Below are 20,588 nucleotides of genomic sequence, written 5' to 3' on the forward strand. Positions count from 1 at the left end.
GTCCGCGATCCTGCCGGGAAGGTGGCCGGTAGGACAGACGATCTCGGCGTAAGCCGCGTCACCACTTGCCGGTTTAAGAGTTCTTCTCATGTACGAATCGGAAATGTCATAACTTGACCAGGTGAGCAACCGACCCCTTGCTGCTACTGGTCGTCTCGTCCCTCTCCTCCGCGCCGGACTGATCGCCGCGATCGTGGTCGCCGCCGCCGCGTACCCACTCGTCGCCCTCACCGGGCTCGGCGCGAAGGCCACCGCGCACGCCGTGGACCAGAAGACCCGGGTGCTGAAGACCGCCCTGCCCGCCGAGACCTCGTACGTCTACGGCCCGGACGGCAAGACCGTCCTCACCATGTTCTACGAGGAGTACCGGCAGTACACCAAGCTGTCGGACATGTCGCCCAACATCCAGCAGGCGATCGTGGCCGCCGAGGACTCCCGCTTCTACCAGCACCACGGCGTCGACCCGAAGGGCGTCGCCCGGGCCTTCGTCTCCAACGCCCGCTCCGGCGGCTCCCAGGGCGCCTCGACACTGACCATGCAGTACGTCCGGATGGCCCTGCGGGACAGCGCGACCACACCCAAGGAGGTTCAGGAAGCCACCCAGCAGACCAGCCTGCGCAAGGTCAAGGAGATGCGGATGGCGCTGGACCTGGAGAAGGAGATGAGCAAGGAACAGATCATGGAGCGTTACCTGAACTCGGCGTACTTCGGACACCGGGCGTACGGCATCTACGCGGCCAGCGAGATCTTCTTCTCCAAGACCCCCAAGGACCTCACCCCGGTCGAGGCCGCCACCCTCGCCGGGCTGGTCAAGTCCCCCTCCGAGTACGACCCGGCCGACTCCGACCAGAAGGATGCCACCGGGCGGCGCAACTACGTGCTGGACCGGATGAGCCAGCTCGGTTACCTCTCCCCCGACTCGACAGCCGCCGCCAAGTCCGAACCGATCCGGCTCAAGCTGACCACCCCACCGCACGACTGCGCCGCCGTGGCGGAGAAGTACAACAGCTGGGGCTTCGCCTGCGACTACCTGAAGAACTGGTGGAGCGCGCAGCCCGCGTTCGGGGCGAACCGGCTGGAACGGATGGACAACCTGCGCCGGGGTGGCTACCGGATCGTGCTCAGCCTCGACCCGAAGATCCAGGAGGCCGCGGAGAAGAGCGTGGGCACCAAGGAGGCCACCGGCAGCCCGTTCGCCAACGGCATAGTGGTCTCCGAGCCGGGCACCGGGCGGGTGAAGGCGATGGCGGTGAACCGGACGTACTCGCTGGACCTGGCCGACAACCCGCAGAGCTCCAACCCCGAGGCCGGGCCGAAGGTGAAGGCCAACTACCCGAACACGGTGGCCCCGCTGCTCGGCGGCGGTGACCTGGCCGGCTACCAGGCCGGGTCGACGTTCAAGATGTTCCCGATGCTGGCCGCACTGGACTCCGGGATGACCCTCTCCACCTCGTTCAACGCGCCGTACCGCTACAAATCGGCGGTGTACGACGGCTGGGCGCCCTCGAACGCCAGCGGCGCCATGACCGGCCAGCAGACCATGTGGTCCGGCTTCGGCAAATCGGTGAACACGTACTTCGTGTGGCTGGAGGAGAAGGTCGGCGCGGACCGGGCGGTCCGGTTGGCCGAACAGCTCGGGCTGCGGTGGCGCACCGACGTCGACCGGGAACAGGCGTCCCCGGCCAAGGCGAAGAAGTGGGGTGCGTTCACCCTGGGCGTCTCCGACGCCACCCCGCTGGAGATGGCCAACGCGTACGCCGCCATCGCGGCCGACGGCCGCTACTGCGAGGCCATCCCCGTACAAGCGATCATGAACCGGGACGGCACACCCGCCACCTACGCCACCCCGGGCGGCCTGCACCGGGAGGTGGCCAAGCCGCGCTGCCGGCAGGTGGTGAGCGCGGACGCCGCGCGGGCGGCCACCGACGCGGCCCGCTGCCCGACCGGAGACACCCCGGCGCGCGGCAGCTGCGGCGGCTGGTCCACCGCCGACAGCGTGCGCGGCACCGTCGGACGCCCGGTGGCCGGCAAGACCGGTACGACAGACAGCACCCGGTCCGCCTGGTTCGTGGGCTACACACCGGAGTTGGCGGCGGCGAGCTTCATCTCCGACCCGGACAACCCCTTCAACGCCGTGGGTGACGGGCAGTCCCAGATCCCGATCAAGGCGGTCTCGGAGACCCTGCGCGACGGCCTCAAGGGTTCCCCGACCCGCCAGTTCACCCCACCGTCGGACGCCATCGTCGGCTGACCCGGCACCGGCCGGTGCACGGCTCAGCGCAGGTCGGCGGCGACGAACGACCAGACTTCCAGATCCACCCGGCCGCCGCCCACGAAGCCGGCGTTGCGCAGCAGACCCTCGTAGCTGAACCCGGCCTTCTCGGCGACCCGGCGTGACGCCAGGTTGCCGGGCGCCACCCGCAGCTCGACCCGTTGGAAGCCGTGCTCCAGGATCAGCGCGATGGCCACCGCGTCGACCGCCTCGGCGGCCAAGCCGAAGCCCCGCGCGTGCGCCGCCATCGCGTACGAGATCTCGGTGAGGCGGGCACCCCAGTCGGTACGCCTGGTCCACAACGAGCCCACCACCTGGTCGTCCTCGCGTCGGAGCACCGCGTAGTGGTCGCCCTCCCCGCTGTCGCGCCGCTGCCGCGCCAGGTCGGTGCACCAGGCCAACCCGTCGATCGGGCCGGAGTCGCCGGGCAGCGGCAGCCACCGCCGGGTCAGCTTGTCGGCGAAGATCTCCCCGGCCGCCGGCGCGTCGGCCGCCGTGAGCCGCCGCACCTCGGTACGCGGCGTGGAGACGGTCAACGCCGGGAACCGGCGCACCGCCACCTGCCCGATCACACCGGCACCCCGCCCGACTGCGCGGGCACCACCTCGCTCGTCGGATCGGCCGCCGCCGCGGCAACCAACCGGGCGGCAATCGTCGGATGGCTGGCCCAGTGCACAGTGAGCTGTGAGGCGTGCACGTTGCGCCAGACGAAGCCCTCCGGCGAGCCGCCGTCCCAACTCCAGGCCGCGCGCTGACCAGCGCGAGGGGTCAGCACCGCGCGGTGCGCCTTGTGCCCGACCACCACAGTGCCGGTGTCGGCGACCACGCTGTCGGTCTGGGCGGTCGCCTCCCGGTAACCGGCCACCACCCCGTCCCGGCTGGCGCCCACCGCGTCCAGGACACCGCACATCGGCAACCCGTCCAGCTCGCGGGCCAACCACAGCAGGCCGGCGCCCTCGGCGATCACCGGACGCCCGGTCCGCGCCAACTCGGCCACCGCGATGCAGAGCCGCCGGTTGGCCGACAACTGCTCGGCGTACGCCTCGGGCAGCGCGCCGCCGACGACGAACGCGCGGGTGCCGACCGGAAGCGCCTCGTCGCGCAGCGGGTCGACGACCACGACCTCGGCGCCGGCGGCCCGCAACAGTTCGGTGGTCTCCGGGTGGCTGAAGCTGCCACCCGGCCCACCGGCCACCGCCACCAGTGGCCGGTTCGCCGGGGGCGTGAACGAGCCCAGGGCCTCCTCGGGAGACCAGGCCGGAGCCGGCAACGGCGGGGCGGAGCGGGCCAACCCGAGCAGCCGTTCCAGGTCGACAGTGGCGGCGACGGCCTCGCCCAGACGACGGACCGCACGGACGGCATCGGCCGAACCCTCGACCACCGGCGCCACCCCGTGCCGCCGCGACGGCAGCACCGCCGGCAGGTCCTGGCGACGCAGCGCGCCGTAGATTGGCACCCCCACGTCGTCCAACGCCTCCCGCAGCAACAGCTCGTGCCGCGACGACGCCACCCGGTTGAGGATCACCCCACCAAGCCACAACTGCTCGTCGTACGAGCGGAAACCGTGCACCAGGGCCGCCACCGACTGACCCATCGCGGCCACGTCGACGACGAGCACCACCGGGCTACGCAGCGCGGCGGCCGCGGCGGCTGTGGACTCCTGCTCGGGACGGCCACCGACCGAGTCGTACAGGCCCATGCTGCCCTGCACCACGGCCAGCCCGGCACCGGCGGCACCATGTGCCACCAGCGGGGCGAGCCGGTCGAGGCCGACCAGTCGGGGGTCGATCACCCGACCGGGCCGACCGGAGGCGAGACCGAGGTACGCGGCGTCGACGTGGTCCGGACCGAGCTTGAACCCGGCGACGTCGACCCCTCGCTCGGCCAGGGCGGCGAGCAGCCCGATCGCCAGCGCGTTCTTCCCGTGCCCGGAGGACGGCGCGCTGAGCACCAGGCGCGGCACGACGGTCATCATCGACTCCTCGCGAGCGGCGGCGGGTACGCGACGGGACGACCGAGGCCGATCCGTCGGCGTGACGATACCCGCCCGGCTGGAGGCGCGAGCACCGCCAACCGGGGTACCCGGCCCGGCCCTGGCCGCGCCCCGGAGCACTTGCCCCGGCCCGGGCGGCCCGGTCCAGGTCAGTGGCGCCGGTCATACGGGTAGCCTCGGTGCCGTGTACCGGTTCCTGCTGAGCCCACGTTGGCTGGGCGCTCTCGCGCTGACATTGGTCGCGGCCGCCGTCATGGTGTTCCTCGGCAACTGGCAGCTGGACCGCTACCGGGGGCGCACCGAGGTCAACGAGCGGATCGACGCGGGCCAGCGGATGGCCCCCGGGCCGCTCGCCGACGCGCTTCGCGCTCCCACCGGCGGCGCGGGGACGACCGGTCCGGCCCCCGCCGAGGACAAGGTCTGGACCCGGGTCACCGTCACCGGCCGGTACGACCCCACGAACACGGTGCTGGTGCGGGGCCGGACGGTGGACAGCCGGGTCGGCTTCGAGGTGCTCACCCCGCTGGTGCTCGCCGACGGGACGGCGCTGCTGGTGGACCGGGGCTGGATCCCGCCGGCGCCAGGTGGGGCGACCGCTCAGCCGGCGGTGCCGGCCGCGCCGACGGGCGACGTGACGGTGGTCGGTCGGGTGCACGAGACCGAGAGCGGTGCCGGCGCGGCGGCCCGACGCGCCGGGGTGCTGGAGATCCGGCGGATCGGGCTGTCGCGCCTGGCCCCCGAGCTTCCCTACCCGGTCTACGGCGCCTACCTGTTGCTCGACGAGCAGACCCCGGCGGCCGATCCGGTGTTCAAGGCGGTGCCGGTGGGGCACGCCAACAACTGGCAGAACTTCGGCTACGTCGTGCAGTGGTGGCTGTTCGCGGTGATGGCCCTGTTCGGTTACGGCTGGGTGGCCCGTCGGGAGGCCCGCCGGGCCGCCGGCCTCGGCACCGCCCCGGCTCCCCTGGACCGGGCCGCCGAGCCGACGCCCACCGCGTCCGCCTGACCTCGCCCGGTCAGCCGCTCACGCGGCCGGCATGAATGGCGCGTACCGCGTCGATGGTGTCCGCCTCGGCGGCGGACTTGTCGTCGCGGTAGCGCACCACCCGGGCGAACCGCAGCGCCACCCCACCCGGGTAACGGGTGCTGGTCTGCACCCCGTCGAAGGCGATCTCCACCACCTGTTCGGGCCTGACCCGGACCACCCAGTCGCCGCGATCCACGGCGAGGTCGAGGAACCGCTCGGTCTGCCACCGCAGCAGCTCGTCGGTGAGCCCCTTGAACGTCTTGCCGAGCATGACGAAGTCGCCGGTGCGCGCGTCGCGGGCACCCAGATGCAGGTTGGACAGCCAGCCCTTGCGTCGGCCGCTGCCCCACTCGACGGCGAGCACCACCAGGTCGAGGGTGTGCCGTGGTTTGACCTTGACCCAGGCGGCACCGCGCCGACCGGCGTCGTAAGGGGCGTCCGGTGCCTTGACCACCACGCCCTCCTGCCCGGCGTCGAGCGCGGCGGCGAACGCGGTGGCGGCCTGCTCCGGATCGTCGACCTCCATCCGCCCGACCAGCAGCGACGAGTCGACCGCACCGGCGAGAGCGGCCCACCGCTCCCGGCCGGGCAGGTCGATCAGATCCTGCCCGTCGAGGTGCAGCAGGTCGAAGAAGTACGGGGTGAGCACCGTCGCGCCGGTGCTGCTGGCCGCCGCGAGCACGGCCGGGGCAACAGGTGTGCGGCCGGTCGTGCTGGGGGTGGTGCGTCGGGCGGCCCGGCTCGACGTCTGCTGGAACGGCAGCGGGCGGCCGGTCTGGTCCAGGCCGATCGCCTCGCCGTCGAGGACCAACTCACGACCCGGTAGGGCACGGACCGCAGCGACCACCTCGGGCACCCTGGTGGTGATCTCGTCGAGGCTGCGGGTGAACACGGCGATGTCGGCACCGGAGCGGTGCACCTGGATGCGGATGCCGTCGAGCTTCACGTCGACCACCGCCGGCGTGCCGGTCGCGGTGAGCGCCTCGTCGACCGAGGGGGCGCTCTGCGCGAGCATCGGCGCCAGCGGCCGGCCGACCTGCAGACCGAACCCGGCCAGCTCGGCGGCCCCACCGGCGAGCGCGGCCACCGCCACCGCCCGCAGGTCACCAGCGAGCAGCAGCGCCCGACGGACCGCCGCCACCGGCACATCGGCGGCCCGGGCCACCGCGTCCGCGAGGAGCCCGGCCTGGGCGCCCTGCCGCAGCTCGCCACTGAACAGGCCGGTGAGCAGGCGCTGCTCGTCGGCAGTCGCCGCCGCGTAGAGGGCACCGACCAGCGCCCGGCGCCGGGCCTGCGAGCCCGAGCCGTGCACCGCGGCGATCTGTGCGATGGCAGCATCCACGGCGGCCACCGTCAACGTCGGCTCGGCGGCAGGTGGCGGCAGGTCACGCAGGCTCGCGTAGCCGACCCCGGTCTGCCGTTGGCGCAGCTCACCGGCGAGATAGCCGGCACCGGGCTCGACCTCGTCGGGGTCGAGCCGGCGCAGCGCGTCAGCGAGCAGCCCCACCTTGGCCCGTCGGCCGCTCGTGGCACCGACGGCGGCGGACGTGGCTGCCAGATCGAGGAACCGCACGCAGATCATCCTGCCAGTCACCTCCGACACCGCCCGGGCATTGCCGTGCCCGGGCGGTGTCGGCAGGGTGCCGCCCGCTCACGCGGACGACGGATCAGGGCCTATGCGGAGACGGGTTCCTCGATGCGCAAACCTCGGGCGCGGACCTCGCCGGCGACCCGGGAGAGCACCGAGTCGAGGGCGACAAGTGCTGCGGAGAGCTCACCGAGCTGTTCGTTGAGCGTGTCCTCGGACCACGTGGAGACATCGACGTCTCCCAGCGCGCTGACAGCGGCCCCCAACCGGGCCATCACCTCGTTCGTACTCATGTACGAAAGGCTATAACAGCTGACCATCCGACACGCCGTAAACTCCCAGATCAGGGCCAAAGTTGTCGTTCCGACACCTAACTGCCCACTGCCGCCACGTTGTGCAGAAGCAGCGCCTCGGCGAGGCAGACCCGGGCGAACTCCCCCAGGTGCAGACTCTCGTTCGGGCCGTGCGCGCGGGCGTGCGGGTCCTCCACACCGGTCACCAGGATCGCCGCCTTCGGGAACATCTCCTGGAACGTGGCGATGAACGGAATCGAGCCGCCCACACCGATGTCCACCGGTGCGGTGCCGTCCCAGGCGGTTCGGAAAGCCGAACGGGCGGCGTCGAACATCGGGCCGGACGCGTCGATCACGCACGGGTCGCCGTCGTGTTCGAAGGTGACAGTCACCTGCGCGCCCCACGGCGCGTGCCGCTCCAGGTGCGCGCGCACCGCCGCGTACGCCCGCTTGGGGTCGTCGCCCGGGGCGAGGCGGATGCTGAGCTTCGCCTTCGCGGCCGGGACCAGGGCGTTCGGCGCCTCACCGGTGGACGGCGCGTCCATTCCGAGGATGGCCAGCGCCGGCTTGGTCCAGAGCCGGTCGGTGATCCGGCCGGTGCCGATGAACTGCACGCCGTCGGCGAGCCCCGCCTCGGCCCGGACCCGGTCCTCCGGGTAGTCGACGGTGGCGCCCTCCCGGCCCACCAGGCCGTCCACCGCCACGTCACCGGCGTCGTCGTGCAGCGTCGCCAACAGCCGGACCAGCGCGGTGAGCGCGTCCGGCACGGCGCCGCCGAACATGCCGCTGTGCACCGCGTGGTCGAGCGTGCGCACCTCGACGAAGCAGTTGACGATGCCCCGCAACGAGGTGGTCAGCGCCGGTACGCCGATGTCCCAGTTGCCGGAGTCGGCGATCACGATCACGTCGGAGGCGAGCGTGTCGCGGTGCTCGGCCAGCAGTTGCTCCAACGAGTCGGAGCCGTACTCCTCCTCACCCTCGATGAAGAGGACCACGCCGACTGGCAGCGCGTCACCGTACGCGCGCAGCGCCGCGACGTGCGCCATGATGCCGGCCTTGTCGTCGGCCGCGCCCCGGCCGTAGAGCCGACCGTCCCGTTCCACCGGTTCGAACGGGTCGGACTCCCACAGCGAGAGGTCGCCCACCGGCTGAACGTCGTGGTGGGCGTAGAGCAGGACGGTGGGTGCGCCGGGCGGGGCGGCCCGACGGCCGATCACCGCCGGCTGGCCGCCGGATCGCACGATGTCGACGTCCAGGCCACAGCCGCGCAGCAACTCGGCGACCGCCTCGGCGGAGCGTTCCACGTGCGAGTGGTCGAAGCCCTCGAAGGCGATGCCGGGGATGCGGACGAGGCGCTCCAGGTCGGCCCGGACGCCGGGCATCTCCCGCTCGACGGCAGCCCGCACCTCGGGCTCGGACATGATCGGTGAGGTCATGACCGGCATCGTATGCCGGCCTTACCGGGGCGTGTCGGCGGAGCCCGTACCGTCGCCGCCGTCAGTGGGGCCGGCGCCGGCCTGCGCACCGGGGGCGGCCCGGCCGGCGCGGTGGGCGCGGCCGGCCGCCTCAGCGGCGGCATCCACCCAGGAACGGGCCCGACCGGCGGTGCCGCCCACCCACTCGCCGACGTCGCTCGCGCCGTCGCCGAGCCGGCGCAGCAACCCGACGAGCGGGTCGGTGGAACTGCTGAACTCCTCCCGGTACGACTCCGCAGCCGCCTTGATCTCCTCGGAGACGCTTGTCGAGCTGTCGTCCTCGCGGCGCGGATAGTCCCCGGCCAGCACCCGGCCGTACGCCCCGGAGTCGATCCACTGGCGCAGCTGCGCCGCCCGCGCCACGGGCGTCGGGTGGGTGCTCCACGCGGTCATCCGGATCTTGTGCAGGCTGTCCCGCAGATCGCCACCACCGGCGTACTCGGCGGCCTGCTCCAGGAATGCTGTCGTGTCGACCTGGGACAGGTCACCGCCGCCGGCCAGCTTCATCAGCAGCCGCAGCGCGGCCGCCGGGTCCTGCCCGGCGAGCAGGCCGGCCCGGTCGGCCGAGAGCTCGGCCTTGCGCCACCACTCCAGCATCGCGGCGATGATGGCCCGCAACGCGATCGCGCCGACCGGCAACCAGCTCAGGTTTGCCGCCCACCGGGTGAGGATCATCAGCATGGTCTTGTAGACCGCATGCCCACTGCCCACGTGCCCCAACTCGTGACCGAGCAGGCAACGCAGCTCATCCTCGTCGAGTTGCTGCACGCACGCGGAGTTGAGCACGATGAACGGCCGCTCCAACCCGACCGCCTCGGCGCCCAACCAGGGCGACTGGGTCACGTACAGCTCCGGCAGTTCGGCCACGTCCAACGCCGCCGCAGCCTCCGTGTAGCGCTGCCACACCGCCGGGTACTGCCGGTGGTCGACCCGGATGCCGGAGGCCAGCACCGACAACCGGAAACCCCGCTCGTTCCACATCCCGAAGAACGCCCGAACCACGTCGTCGAAGCCTCGCAACTCCCGCAACGCGACCAGAGCACCCCGGTCGGCCGGGTGCTCCCAGGCCCGCGAGCTGATACCACTGAGGGTGATCCGACGCCGCGCAGGCGCGTCCGCTGCCGTCATGCTGGCTCCCCGTTCGCCGTAGCTCCCCGCATCGTGCCGCAGTCGGTGGCCAACGTCCATGCCCCGTCCCGCTCAGGGGATACGCAGGTAGTACCGCTCCGCGTCGTGTGGCAGTGTCGGTGCGCCATCCACAATCAGGTCCGCGTGGGTAGCGGTCCCGTCGACGGCGAAGTGTGCCCGTTCCCCCTCATGCCACCGACGCAACTCGGGCAGGATCTCCGGGCCGTCCCGGGCGACCGCGCGCGCCAGCCGCAGCGACGCGGGCGCGGTGACGAACACGGCCAGCGTCAACTCCGGCCGGACGACCGCCCGGGCCGCGGTGACCCCCTCCACCACCAGAACCGGAGCCACCGGCACCGGCACCGGTCGGGGCAGAAAACAACGCCGGACCCAGCTGTACCGCAGGTAACCGCCCGGCTCCCCGTTGCGCAGCGGCGCCAGCACCCCCTCGTCGAGCCGGGGCCAGAAGGTGACCTGGTCGTCCCACCCGTCGAGCAGGTCGTCGGTGTGCACCACCGGCGGTCGACCGCCGAGCGGCCCCGCCAGAGCGTCCGCGAGCCGCGCGGCGAACCGGCTCTTACCCGCGCCGCTCGGCCCGTCGACAGCTACCAGCCGGGTCCGCCCCAACCGCGCCGGGCCCGCGACCACCCGACGAGCCAGTTCGGTGTACGCCTCGACGACCGCCACTGTCGACCCGCCAGTCTCCGAATTCAGCACAGGACCACCCGCGACCTGACGAGACACGACCTGACGTGGCCCGACCTGGCCTGGCCCGACCTCACGTGACCCGACCTGACCTGGCCCAACCTGGCCTGGCCCGAACTGACCTGGCTCAACCTGGCCTGGCCTGGCCTGGCCTGGCCCGACGTGGCGTGGTGCATGGCCCGAAGTATGCCGCGAGGGGCGCTGACCACGGTGATCGACTCGGGTTCATTGAAGTCGCGCTATCCCTGGCGGCCGGACACCGCGACTTCATTGAAGCCGTGTCGATCATGCTGGTGGGGCGGCGTGGTGGGCCACTGTGACACGTCCGGCTGACCGCCCTGGCCGGTCACCGTCACGTCCGGGGGAATTGGGGCGGCGACGGGTGACGGGCGGCCCGTTCGCCGCCCGGGGTGCCACCGAATCGGCATGATCGGGTGGTGCTCCGAGACGTGATGAGCCCCGGTATAGACGCCCTGCTCGAACAGGCCCGCGCCGGGCTGCACCGACTGACTCCGCAGCAGACCGTCGAGGCGGTCCGCGGCGGTGCGCTGCTTGTCGACACCCGTACCGAACTTCAGCGCCGCGAACAGGGCGACCTGCCGGGCGCGGTGGTCATCGACCGGACCGTGTTGGAGTGGCGCCTCGATCCGGCCAGCGCCTGGCGGATCCCGGAAGCCACCGGGTACGACCGGGAGATCGTGCTGGTGTGCCGGCAGGGCTACAGCTCCAGCCTGGCCGCCGCCAGCCTGCAGACCCTCGGGTTGCGCCGGGCCACCGACATGATCGGCGGCGCGGACGCCTGGCTCGCCGCCGGCCTGCCCACCACCGACCGCCCCGCCGACATCCGCCCGTAGACCCGACCCAGACCCCCTGCCGCCTGGCCCCGCCTCCCGCCCTCGCCCTCGCCCTCGCCCTCGCCCTCGCCGGGTCGATCATGGACTTGTGGTGGGGGACGAAAGGTGCTGGTCGGGGTGCAACGGGCACCACAACTGCATGATCGACCGGGGTCAGGCTCCATGATCGACCGGGTCAGGCTCTGTGATCGACCAGGGCCGGCGCATCGTGGTGGGCGACGGCGGCGGGCTCGGTATTGCAGCTAGTTCTGGGACGTGGTCTTGACCGGTGGCGGGCCGGGTGGGATGAACGGAAGGTCGGCGGGTGGGCCGGCTTCGATGAGACGCCAGAGGGCATCGGTGTCCAGGTGTTCCTCGACCAGGTCGCCGAGCAGGTCGAGTGAGCGTTCCCGGGCGGCGGCGAAGCTGGTGGCGGGTGCGACCCGGAACCCGTTGCGCCCGGCGAGGCGAGCCGCCTCGGTGAGGAACCACCGGCGGAACCCGTCGGACTCGAACGTCCCGTGCCAGTGCGTGCCGTGCACCGCGCCGAGCACGGCTCCCTCGCCGACACCGTCGTCGCCGGTCAGCAACGGGGTGAGGCCGGGGTCGGCCTGGGAGACGTACCCGTGGTGGATCTCGTAGCCCCGCACCGGGAGGCCCCCGTGGCCGGTGCCCACCGACTGCCGGACGGTCTTGCGCGGATCGAACGTGATGTCGATGGGCAGCAGTCCGAGCCCTGGAACGCGGCCCCGCCGGCTCTCCACCGGGTCGTCGATGGCGCGGCCGAGCATCTGAAAACCGCCGCAGAGGCCGAGCAGGGGCTTGCCGGCCGCCACGTGGGTGGCGACCGCGTCGGCGAGCCCCGTTTCGCGCAGCCATGCGAGGTCGGCGACGGTGGACTTGGAGCCGGGCAGGACAACCAGGTCGGCGGCGGCCAGCTCGGCTGGTTCGATGGTGAGGCGTACGCGGACGCCCGGCTCGGTGGCGAGCGCCTCCACGTCGGTGGCGTTGCTGATCCGGGGCAGTCGGACGACTGCCACGTCCAGCCATTCGGTGCCGTGCGGTGCGGCGGGTCGGCCGAGCACCCGGCCGTAGGCGAGTGAGTCTTCCGCGTCGAGCCACAGGTCGAGGGCCCAGGGCAGCACCCCGTACGTGGGACGACCGGTGACCTGACACAGCATGTCCAGCCCCGGCTGGAGCAACCCGAGGTCACCCCGGAACTTGTTGATCACGAAGCCGGCGATCAGCGCCTGGTCAGCCGGGTCGAGCAGGGCGACGGTGCCGAACATCGAGGCGAAGACACCGCCCCGGTCGATGTCGCCGACGACGATCGTGGGCAGGTTGGCGTGCCGGGCCAACCCCATGTTGACGTAGTCGCCGGCCCGTAGGTTGATCTCCGCAGGGCTGCCGGCGCCCTCGCAGATCACCACGTCGTACGTCTCGCGCAGCTCAGCCAGAGCGGCGTACGCGGTCTCGGCGAGACGGGGACGCAACTGCCGGAAGGTGCCTGCGGTGATCGTGTCGACCGCCTCGCCCAGCAGCACCACCTGACTGGCCAGGTCACTTCCGGGCTTGAGGAGCACCGGGTTGAACCGCAGGTCGGGTGCGAGCCCGCACGCCGCGGCCTGCATGGCCTGCGCGCGCCCGATCTCACCGCCGCGCCCGTCCGGCCCGACGACCACCGCGGAGTTGTTGGACATGTTCTGCGCCTTGTACGGGGCCACCTTCACGCCCTGGCGGTGCAGCCAGCGACAGATGCCGGCGGTGAGCACACTCTTGCCGGCGTCGGACGTCGTGCCGGCCACCAGCAGCCCGCCGCTCACCGCCCTCGCCTCCCCACGGCGCTGAGCAGGGCGCGCCTGCTCACCGCGCCAACCAGCCGGCCGACGGTCACCGGGTAGGCGGCGGCCAGCCCGACGGCCGCCAGCCCCACCGCGCTGGAGATCCGGGCGGCCCGCTTCAGGTGCCGCGCCTCGGGGCGGGGACCGTCGCCGAGGAAGGGCCGCACCTCGGAGCGCCCGAAGTAGATGTTGCGGCCGCCGAGGCGCACCCCGAGTGCGCCGGCCATCGCCGCCTCGCACTGACCGGCGTTGGGGCTCGGGTGGTCGTTGCGGTCCCGCCGCCACACCTGCCATGCACGGTGGCGGTCCCCGTTGGCGACCGGCGCGACGGCGACGGTGAGCAACCCGGTCAGGCGTGACGGCACGAGGTTGAGCGCGTCGTCCAGCCGAGCGGCCGGGGTGCCGAACCGCGCGTAGCGCGTCGACCGGTGCCCGACCATCGCGTCGAGCGTGTTCGCCGCGCGGTAGCCCAGCAGCCCGGGCAGGCCGGCGACCGCACCCCAGAGCAGCGGGGCGACCACCGCGTCGGAGGTGTTCTCGGCAACCGACTCGACTGCGGCACGGGCCAGTTCCGACTCACCGAGCGTCGACGGGTCGCGCCCGCAGAGGTGACCGAGGCGTCGCCGGGCAGCGGGCAGATCGCCCTTGCGGAGCGTCCGACCCATGACCGTCGCCTCGCGGCGTAGCGTGCGGCCGCCCAGCACTGTCCACGTGCTGGCCGCCACGAGCACCGCGCGGGCCACCGGTCGGTGCCGGGTGGCCGCTGCGGCTGCCGCCCCGAGCACCACCGGCACGCCGACGGCCAGGGCGGTGAACGCCGTACCCGCCGTTCGGTCCGGACGGTAGAGGCGGCGCTCCAGCGCGCCGGCGGCCTGCCCGAAGCCGGCCACCGGGTGCCACCGGCGGGGGTCGCCGAGGACCCTGTCCAGCGCGTACCCGGCCAGCAGCCCCACCGCGTTTGCCATCGGCGCTGTCCGTCGCACCCGCACCACCTCCGGCCGGCCAGCCTAGACGAGCACCCAGTGGGCCAAGCGCACCCACGGGGCCGCACCGGCGACGAGAACCGGTGGAGCGAAAGGATGGGCAAGCCCCGCTGACACCCGTCACGCGGGGTGACGGCACTGGTCGCGCCGCCACCCCGCCCCCGTCGTGATCGGTCAGGCTGGCTGGGGAACGCGGCCCCGACCACGCCGACCTCGACCGGGCCGCGTTGGCTCCGGTTGCCCCTCGTCGGGCACCGGCCCCAACTCGATGTCCAGGTCGCCGTCGGCGCTGTCGTCGTCCGCCTCGGGCGGAGGTGCCAACTCGTCGTCGAGGCCCGGCGGGTCGGTGACCTGCCCGTTCTGCCCGTCGCTCGGGAGCGCACCGCCGGCACCGAAGCCACCGCCACCCGGGGAAACCCCGCCACCCGTGGTGCTGTCGTCCTCCGGAACGTCGCCGAACGGACTCGTCCGCAGCTCGGCGTAGTCGGGCAACTCGAAGTCGTCGTCCAGCGGACGGTCGTCGGGCAGCACGGGTGCCTGCCCGGCGGGAACCGGCTCGGTGGGCTCGCCGTGCACCCGGCTCTCGGCCTCCGGGTCCTCCACGGTGCTGGTGGTCATGCTCGGCCGGTTGCGCAGGAACCGGGCCCGACCGCGGGACAGATCGTGGCCGACGGCGACCGCCTCCAGTTCGTAGAGCGTGCGGTGGTTGCCGGCGTCGTCGGTCCAGTCGCGGGTGTAGAGCCGCCCGCAGACCACGACCGGATCACCGACCATGACGGACGCGGCCACCCCCTCGGCGAGCTTGCGCCAGCAGTTGACGCGGACGCGGAGCGAGTTGCCGTCAACCCACCGGCCGCTGTCCCGATCGAGTCGGCGGGCGGTGGAGGCGACCTTGAAGTTGGCCACCAGGGTGTTGCTCTGGGTCGTACGCCGCCACTCGGGCGTCGTCAGCACATTGCCGACAATTGTTACGTAGGTGTCGAACATCGTCCCTCCAGGGGGATCGGGGCGTACCAGCGCGAGTCGACTCGACACCGAGCATCGACACCGAGAGCACCCGTTGCCAGCGCCCGCCTCCGGCCTGTGGATGACCGACCCACCTGTGGACAACGCCCTGATCACGCCCGGATGTGGTAGGCCCGATCCGCCCGATCCGCCGTCCACGGTTTCCCGGCCCTCCCGAACTGGGTAAGGACTTGATCAACGCATCACCGACAGCTCCACGTCGACGAGAGGTCAGCGTCATGATGATCACTACCATCGGCTCCGTGAACGCTTCCGAGGCGCAGCGATGAGCGCCGTGGCGAACCCGGCCACCGTGGCCGAGTGCCTGCGGGTGGGCGCCGGGTTCTCGCAGGGCGACCGCAACTGGATCGCCGAGCAGTTCGGCACCCTCGACGCCCGGCTGGCCAGCTTCCACGCCGACGCCACCGAGCTGGAGGTGTCGGTGAAGGACCGGGAGGCGCGTGGGCAGAAGGTCACCCTGGAGTGCTGGATCGCCGGCCGACAGAAGATCGTCACGACCTCCGGCGAGGAAGACCTGCACGCCGCCCTCAACGACGTCCGCGACGACCTGCGGCGCCGGCTCAACGACGCCAAGACCCGCCAGGAGCCTCGGCACAACAAGCACCTGCGGGACGTCCCGCAGCCGCAGGTCGAGGTCGACGAGTCCGAGGACCTGATCCCCCGCGCCGACGCGGAAACGGCCTGACCCACGCCCCACCCCCGCGATCTTGCACTTTCGGCTCCCGAAGAGTGGCTAACGCCCGTTATGCCGGGACAGCAGGCGCAAGATCGCGGGGCGAGTGGGCCGGGTGGGAGCACATCGCCAGGGCGTGGGCTACCGCTGGGTAGGGCGGCGGCGTAGCGTCGCGTTCGTGGAACCGGACGTGTTGGGGCCGCCGTACGAGCGGCAGACGATCGACCTGGGCGCCGACGACGAAGGGCCCGTAGTCGCGACACTGGTCCGGCGGCGGGCAGAACGCCCCACCGGGCGGGCCGTGCTCTACGTGCACGGCTTCGTCGACTACTTCTTCCAGACTCACCTGGCCGATTTCTTCGCCGAGCGAGGCTGGGACTTCTACGCCCTCGACCTGCGTAAATACGGTCGCAGTCTGCTTCCGGGCCAGACGCCGAACTTCTGCCACGACATCGGCGACTACTTCCCCGAGTTGGACGCCGCCGCCGAGATCATCCGCAAGGACGACGGGCACGAGACCCTGCTTACGATGGGCCACTCCACTGGCGGCCTGATCATCTCGCTCTGGGCGGACGCCCGCCGCGACACCGGCACCATCGACGGCCTCGTCCTCAACAGCCCCTTCTTCGACCTGAACGCCCCCTGGGCGGTCCGCCGACCCCTCGCGGCCGCCGCGTCCCGGCTGGGCCGCAGGGCGCCGCACCGCATCCTCCCGTTCGGGTTGGGCACTGTGTACGGCGAGAGCCTCCACTCCGACCACCGCGGCGAGTGGACCTACGACCTGGAGTGGAAGCCGCTCGCCGGGTTCCCGGTCCGGGCCGGCTGGCTGAACGCGATCCGCACCGGGCAACGCCAGCTCCGCGCCGGGCTGGACATCCAGGTGCCGGTGCTCCTCGCCTGCTCGACCCGGTCCTTTAGGGGCACCAAGTGGCACGACAACGCGACACTGGCCGACGCCGTGCTGGACGTGGAACACATGGTCCGCTACGCGCCCCGCCTCGGCCGCCACGTCACGCTGGCCCGCTTCGACGGCGGGCTGCACGACCTCACCCTGTCCGGCCCGGCCGTACGGAAGAAGGTCTTCGACGAGGTGGGCCGCTGGGCCGAGGCGTTCCTCGCCGCCGGCCCCACCGCTCCGGCCGACGCACTGTCAGACCCGGCCCGGGCCGATGTCGCGCCGACCGACGCCGACTCGACCACTACCGCGCGGTCAGACGCGACAGCACCTGATGCCACCCTGACCGATGCCACTCGCGCCGACGCGCCGACGGTTGACGCAGGCCGTGTCGGCCCCGCACAGGTCACGAAGCAGGCAGCAGACGCTGCGGGGCGGTGACGCCCGCCGGCTGACCGCACCGGGCGGCGGGCGCGGCTCAGGCGTCTCCGGGCGTCGGCGGGAGGAGAGCACGGATCCGGTCGAAGGTCGCCACCTGGTGCGTGCCGACGCCGGGCAGGACCAGGCCCAGGCAGTACGGGGAAACCTCGCCGGTGGCCTCGGCCTGGACGATGAAGACCGGCGCGCCGACGTACCCCGGTGGCAGTTCGGTAGTGATCAGCACGGCGTCCCCGTCGCGGACCACGCGCTCGATCGCGACCTCCAGCGGCCGCGACCCGTCGTCGCGTACCCCATGGGCCAGCACGAAAGCGGAAGCGGCGTCGACGCCGAGGCGGGCGACCACCTCAGGCCCGGCGGCGATCCCCGCCGGCACCGGCTGGACGCGCCACCGCCAGCCGCCGTCGCCGGCATACCGGTGCAGGCCGGCGGTCGGCAACACCGCCACGCCGTCGCCCGGGAAGCGGGCCCAACCGGGCACGATCTCGGCCTCCGCGATCACGGCCGGGGCGACCCCCGCCGGTTCGGTGACGCTCGACCGCAGGCCCAACTCACCACCCGTACCGACCACCAGGTCGGCCGCCGTCAACAGCGACTCCCCCACCGGGTCGTCGCCGCCCTGGAAGAAGAACGCGGTGCCGACGTCGCCCGGGGACCGGTACGGCAGGATGGCGCGACCGACGACCTGGCACAGCTCGTAGGCGACGTCGCTCTCGGCGTCGGAATCCAGCAACACCAGCCAAAGGTACGGTCCGGGGCGACGCCGGTCCGCGGTAACCCGGATGCCCGCTCCGGGGCGGACATGAGACTCTGCTCGGCGACGTGGACGCGGGCACCCTTTTCGTCGTTGGACAGTGGGACGGCGGTACCCTCTGGGCGCGACATCCACGTCACACGCGCCCGTAGCTCAGCGGATAGAGCAGGGGACTTCTAATCCCAAGGCCGCAGGTTCGAATCCTGCCGGGCGCACCCACCGCACCGCAGGTCAGCGGCTTTCCGCTCCGAACCGAGACGCTTCTACTGACGACAGACGGCCCCTGCCCGGACGGGGAGGGACCGTGTGGCGGACGACGCCGGCCGTAGAGGAAGCGCTCAGTTCTGCTGGTGGCGCTCGTTGTGCCGCAGGGCCTCTTCCAGTTGGTCCTCGAGGATGATGATCCGGCAGGCGGCGACGATGTCGGTGCCTGCGTCGCACATCTCGCGAGCGCGCGCGGCGAGACGCAGTTGGTAGCGGGAGTAGCGGCGGTGCCCCCCACTGGAACGCTGCGGGTCGATCAGTTTCGCCTCGCCGAGTCGGCGAAGAAAGTCCTGCGAGCAGCCGAGGATCTCGGCGGCGCGGCCCATGGTGTAGGCGGGGTAGTCCTCGTCGTCGAGCATGTCGTCGGGTTGAGCCATGGAACCTCCAAAACGAGGGCCCCGGTGCTCGGAAGCACCGGGGCCCAAGGGTTGTGGGTCAGGAACACCATCTACCGACGAAACGTCGGCTTGTCTTGTCCGCACCGGCCGTCAATGACGGCATCGGGCGCGAGGATCGCATATGCGTGACCGGAGACCACCTCTCGTTCGATGGAAACTGCGGTGTCCGCGCCCAGCCTTCGCAGTGCAGCTGAGTGCGGGCGATCCAACGGTGTAGTGCCCTCCCTTGCCTCTGGTTTCCTCTGCCGTACTACTTCGTGCTGTCCGTCGGTGTCCGAGCCCCACGCGACTTCTTGGCCCTGACACGTACGACGAACTTCTCTCACCTCGGGTGCAGCCCTGAACCAGCGTCGGCCCCACCCGCTGTCACGCCGGTCGCATATCGCGCCCGGTCACCACTAGCAACTTCTCGTACCTACTACTGAACTACGGCAAACTTCTGCCGCCTAACCGAGCAGGGCCATCGATTGCCAGGCCCACTCCTTCGCCCTCGTGCGGGGCGGTTACGTCTGCGTCTTTGTTTACTCCGTCTTCGACTTGAGGAACGTTAGTCGACGGCGGCAAGGATGTCTAGCGCTTCGGACATAGATTTTCTGTTGAGGTCGGGCGAGGGGATCTCGCGGCAGGCCCCTACCGGGCTGACCGGCAGGGCAGCGACGGGCTGAAGTTGACCGTTGGGCCCTGCTTCGTCGAGGCGTTTCGCACGTGGTGACGCCTTGACGGGTGGTGCGACTTCGCCGGCGGCCTCAGACGGGCCCGAGCAGGGCGGCGAGCGTGTCGTCGCCCTGGCCGAGTTGCGCCCCGCCGGCTGGCGGTACGACCAGGAACCGTCGGCAGCCGTCGAGTTCCACGTACCGTTCGGGGCCCGACTCGTCGAGGGGGCGCAGCACCGCGAAGCGGGTCGCCGGGGTGGCGCAGTCGACCACCGCTCGACGGTTGGACAGCGCCCGCAGCACGCCCGCCTGGCGCTCGGCGGGCAGCGGCCCGCCGTACACGAAGTCGCCCGGCGGTCTTTCGCCGTCCTGTAGGGACGCGGGCACCTCGTAGACGCAGAGGCGTAGCGGCTCGGCGGCCGGTCGGTTGCCCGAACCGGCCGACCCGGGAGTTCCGTTCCGGGTCTCCACCCACACCATGTCCTTCCACTGCTGCGCGCAGCCGGCGGCCACTGCCGCCCCGGATTCCATCTGCCGGACGATCCGGACGTCGACGGTGGTCCACTGCGGCCCGGCCAGCGCGGCGATGACCTCGGCGCGTGGCCTGTCGCAGGTGTCCGTGGGGAGGTGGGGTCGCAGCCAGCGCCCCTGGTCATCGAGCAGGGCCAGCCACGGCGGGATCACCATCTCGGCGGTGCAGGCGACCTCCCCGTCGGCCTGCTCGTCGGGGAGGCGCAGTGCGGTGAGCAACGACGCGATCCCCTCCGCGCGTCGCTCGGTGGCTACCTGCTCCTGGCCGCCGTCGCGACCCGGCCGAATCTCCCGCCCGCAGATCACCGCCGCGACCGGGGTGAACGCGGCGTCGATCCGACCGATCGTCGGCTCTCGTCCGGAGGGCAGCGGCGTCCCCTCCGTCGGCACCGAGAGCGTCTCGCCGGCCCGTGGCGCCTCCTTGGCGCAGGAGGTCCACCCGTCGACGATCTGGGCCGCAGCGCGTTCGTCGGCCATGTCCGGACCGTTCTCCGTGCCACCGCAGCCGCCCAGCGCCATGCCGAGCAGTGCCACCGCCAGTACCGTCCAGGACGAGCGCATCCGGCTCACCATCCTTTCCACCGGCGATGAGACGGACGACGAGGGCCCGCGGTTCCGGCCGGGTGGTCACTGCGTCACACCCGGTGATCGACTCGCTTTTCAGAATGTCGGGGTGTCAGTCGGCTCCGGACACCCCGACTTCCGCAAACCCGAGTGGATCACGCCCCGCGTCGATCTCTATCGCAACCGGTGGGACCTCCTCCAGCCCAACAACACAGAGTGACACATTGGCGACACTCCGCACACAAGGGGTCACC

Annotated in this window: 18 protein-coding genes and 1 tRNA gene; 6 read left to right on the forward strand and 13 right to left on the reverse strand. The window is 71.9% G+C overall.

Annotated features, from left to right (window positions below; all coding sequences use genetic code 11):
- The first annotated feature begins 121 nt into the window (after window positions 1-121).
- Window positions 122-2,251, forward strand: a complete 2,130-nt coding sequence (locus ABZ406_RS04755) for a transglycosylase domain-containing protein (RefSeq protein WP_357755987.1) — start codon at window positions 122-124, stop codon at window positions 2,249-2,251.
- 23 nt (window positions 2,252-2,274) lie between these two features.
- Here ABZ406_RS04755 and ABZ406_RS04760 read toward each other — a convergent pair whose 3' ends face one another.
- Window positions 2,275-2,844 (reverse strand): GNAT family protein, encoded by a 570-nt coding sequence (locus ABZ406_RS04760; protein ID WP_357755988.1) that lies wholly within the window; start codon window positions 2,842-2,844, stop codon window positions 2,275-2,277.
- On the reverse strand, window positions 2,841-4,244 hold the full coding sequence (locus ABZ406_RS04765; RefSeq protein WP_357755989.1) for a cobyrinate a,c-diamide synthase: 1,404 nt from the start codon (window positions 4,242-4,244) through the stop codon (window positions 2,841-2,843). The genes ABZ406_RS04760 and ABZ406_RS04765 overlap by 4 nt, the downstream gene beginning before the upstream one ends.
- Before the next feature lie 205 nt (window positions 4,245-4,449).
- Here ABZ406_RS04765 and ABZ406_RS04770 point away from each other — a divergent pair, with 205 nt between their 5' ends.
- Window positions 4,450-5,271: an SURF1 family protein gene (locus ABZ406_RS04770; protein ID WP_357755990.1), complete on the forward strand. Its 822-nt coding sequence runs from the start codon at window positions 4,450-4,452 to the stop codon at window positions 5,269-5,271.
- 10 nt (window positions 5,272-5,281) lie between these two features.
- Here the strand turns inward: ABZ406_RS04770 and ABZ406_RS04775 are convergent, their stop codons facing one another.
- The 5 genes from ABZ406_RS04775 to ABZ406_RS04795 form a co-directional block, all read right to left on the reverse strand.
- Window positions 5,282-6,874, reverse strand: a complete 1,593-nt coding sequence (locus tag ABZ406_RS04775) for an ATP-dependent DNA ligase (protein WP_357756299.1) — start codon at window positions 6,872-6,874, stop codon at window positions 5,282-5,284.
- 92 nt (window positions 6,875-6,966) lie between these two features.
- Entirely contained in the window at window positions 6,967-7,173 is a 207-nt protein-coding gene (locus tag ABZ406_RS04780) for a hypothetical protein (protein ID WP_357755991.1), read from the reverse strand.
- A gap of 77 nt (window positions 7,174-7,250) precedes the next feature.
- Window positions 7,251-8,594 (reverse strand): dipeptidase, encoded by a 1,344-nt coding sequence (locus tag ABZ406_RS04785; RefSeq protein WP_357756301.1) that lies wholly within the window; start codon window positions 8,592-8,594, stop codon window positions 7,251-7,253.
- Window positions 8,595-8,630: 36 nt separating this feature from the next.
- On the reverse strand, window positions 8,631-9,776 hold the full coding sequence (locus ABZ406_RS04790) for a M48 family metallopeptidase (protein ID WP_357755992.1): 1,146 nt from the start codon (window positions 9,774-9,776) through the stop codon (window positions 8,631-8,633).
- Between the two features lie 72 nt (window positions 9,777-9,848).
- Window positions 9,849-10,493 (reverse strand): hypothetical protein, encoded by a 645-nt coding sequence (locus ABZ406_RS04795; RefSeq protein ID WP_357755993.1) that lies wholly within the window; start codon window positions 10,491-10,493, stop codon window positions 9,849-9,851.
- 440 nt (window positions 10,494-10,933) lie between these two features.
- Between ABZ406_RS04795 and ABZ406_RS04800 the strand changes: the two genes are divergently transcribed.
- Window positions 10,934-11,335 (forward strand): rhodanese-like domain-containing protein, encoded by a 402-nt coding sequence (locus ABZ406_RS04800; protein WP_357756303.1) that lies wholly within the window; start codon window positions 10,934-10,936, stop codon window positions 11,333-11,335.
- Between the two features lie 242 nt (window positions 11,336-11,577).
- Here ABZ406_RS04800 and ABZ406_RS04805 read toward each other — a convergent pair whose 3' ends face one another.
- The 3 genes from ABZ406_RS04805 to ABZ406_RS04815 all read right to left on the reverse strand — a co-directional run bounded on the left by ABZ406_RS04805 (window position 11,578) and on the right by ABZ406_RS04815 (window position 15,125).
- Window positions 11,578-13,137: a cobyric acid synthase gene (locus ABZ406_RS04805; protein ID WP_357755994.1), complete on the reverse strand. Its 1,560-nt coding sequence runs from the start codon at window positions 13,135-13,137 to the stop codon at window positions 11,578-11,580.
- The gene (locus tag ABZ406_RS04810) at window positions 13,134-14,120 is read right to left on the reverse strand and encodes a cobalamin biosynthesis protein (RefSeq protein WP_357755995.1); all 987 of its coding nucleotides are present in this window, start codon (window positions 14,118-14,120) and stop codon (window positions 13,134-13,136) included. The genes ABZ406_RS04805 and ABZ406_RS04810 overlap by 4 nt, the downstream gene beginning before the upstream one ends.
- Window positions 14,121-14,312: 192 nt before the next feature.
- Window positions 14,313-15,125 (reverse strand): single-stranded DNA-binding protein, encoded by an 813-nt coding sequence (locus tag ABZ406_RS04815; protein ID WP_357755996.1) that lies wholly within the window; start codon window positions 15,123-15,125, stop codon window positions 14,313-14,315.
- Window positions 15,126-15,429: 304 nt separating this feature from the next.
- Here ABZ406_RS04815 and ABZ406_RS04820 point away from each other — a divergent pair, with 304 nt between their 5' ends.
- Window positions 15,430-15,849, forward strand: coding sequence for an HPF/RaiA family ribosome-associated protein (locus tag ABZ406_RS04820; RefSeq protein WP_357755997.1), 420 nt, complete (start codon window positions 15,430-15,432; stop codon window positions 15,847-15,849).
- Window positions 15,850-16,015: 166 nt separating this feature from the next.
- A complete protein-coding gene (locus tag ABZ406_RS04825) occupies window positions 16,016-17,173 on the forward strand; it encodes an alpha/beta hydrolase (protein WP_357755998.1) in 1,158 nt (385 codons plus the stop codon).
- Window positions 17,174-17,210: 37 nt separating this feature from the next.
- On the opposite strand, the gene ABZ406_RS04830 is transcribed toward ABZ406_RS04825, so the two are convergent.
- Window positions 17,211-17,906, reverse strand: a complete 696-nt coding sequence (locus tag ABZ406_RS04830; RefSeq protein ID WP_357755999.1) for a hypothetical protein — start codon at window positions 17,904-17,906, stop codon at window positions 17,211-17,213.
- 160 nt (window positions 17,907-18,066) lie between these two features.
- Between ABZ406_RS04830 and ABZ406_RS04835 the strand changes: the two genes are divergently transcribed.
- Window positions 18,067-18,139 (forward strand) — tRNA-Arg (locus tag ABZ406_RS04835).
- Window positions 18,140-18,262: 123 nt separating this feature from the next.
- Here ABZ406_RS04835 and ABZ406_RS04840 read toward each other — a convergent pair.
- On the reverse strand, window positions 18,263-18,565 hold the full coding sequence (locus ABZ406_RS04840) for a MerR family transcriptional regulator (protein ID WP_357756000.1): 303 nt from the start codon (window positions 18,563-18,565) through the stop codon (window positions 18,263-18,265).
- A 767-nt stretch (window positions 18,566-19,332) separates the two neighbouring features.
- Window positions 19,333-20,331, reverse strand: coding sequence for a hypothetical protein (locus ABZ406_RS04845; protein WP_357756001.1), 999 nt, complete (start codon window positions 20,329-20,331; stop codon window positions 19,333-19,335).
- Window positions 20,332-20,588 lie beyond the last annotated feature (257 nt).

The organism is Micromonospora sp. NPDC005710, from assembly GCF_040630995.1.
In the GTDB taxonomy this organism is placed as follows: Bacteria; Actinomycetota; Actinomycetes; order Mycobacteriales; family Micromonosporaceae; genus Micromonospora.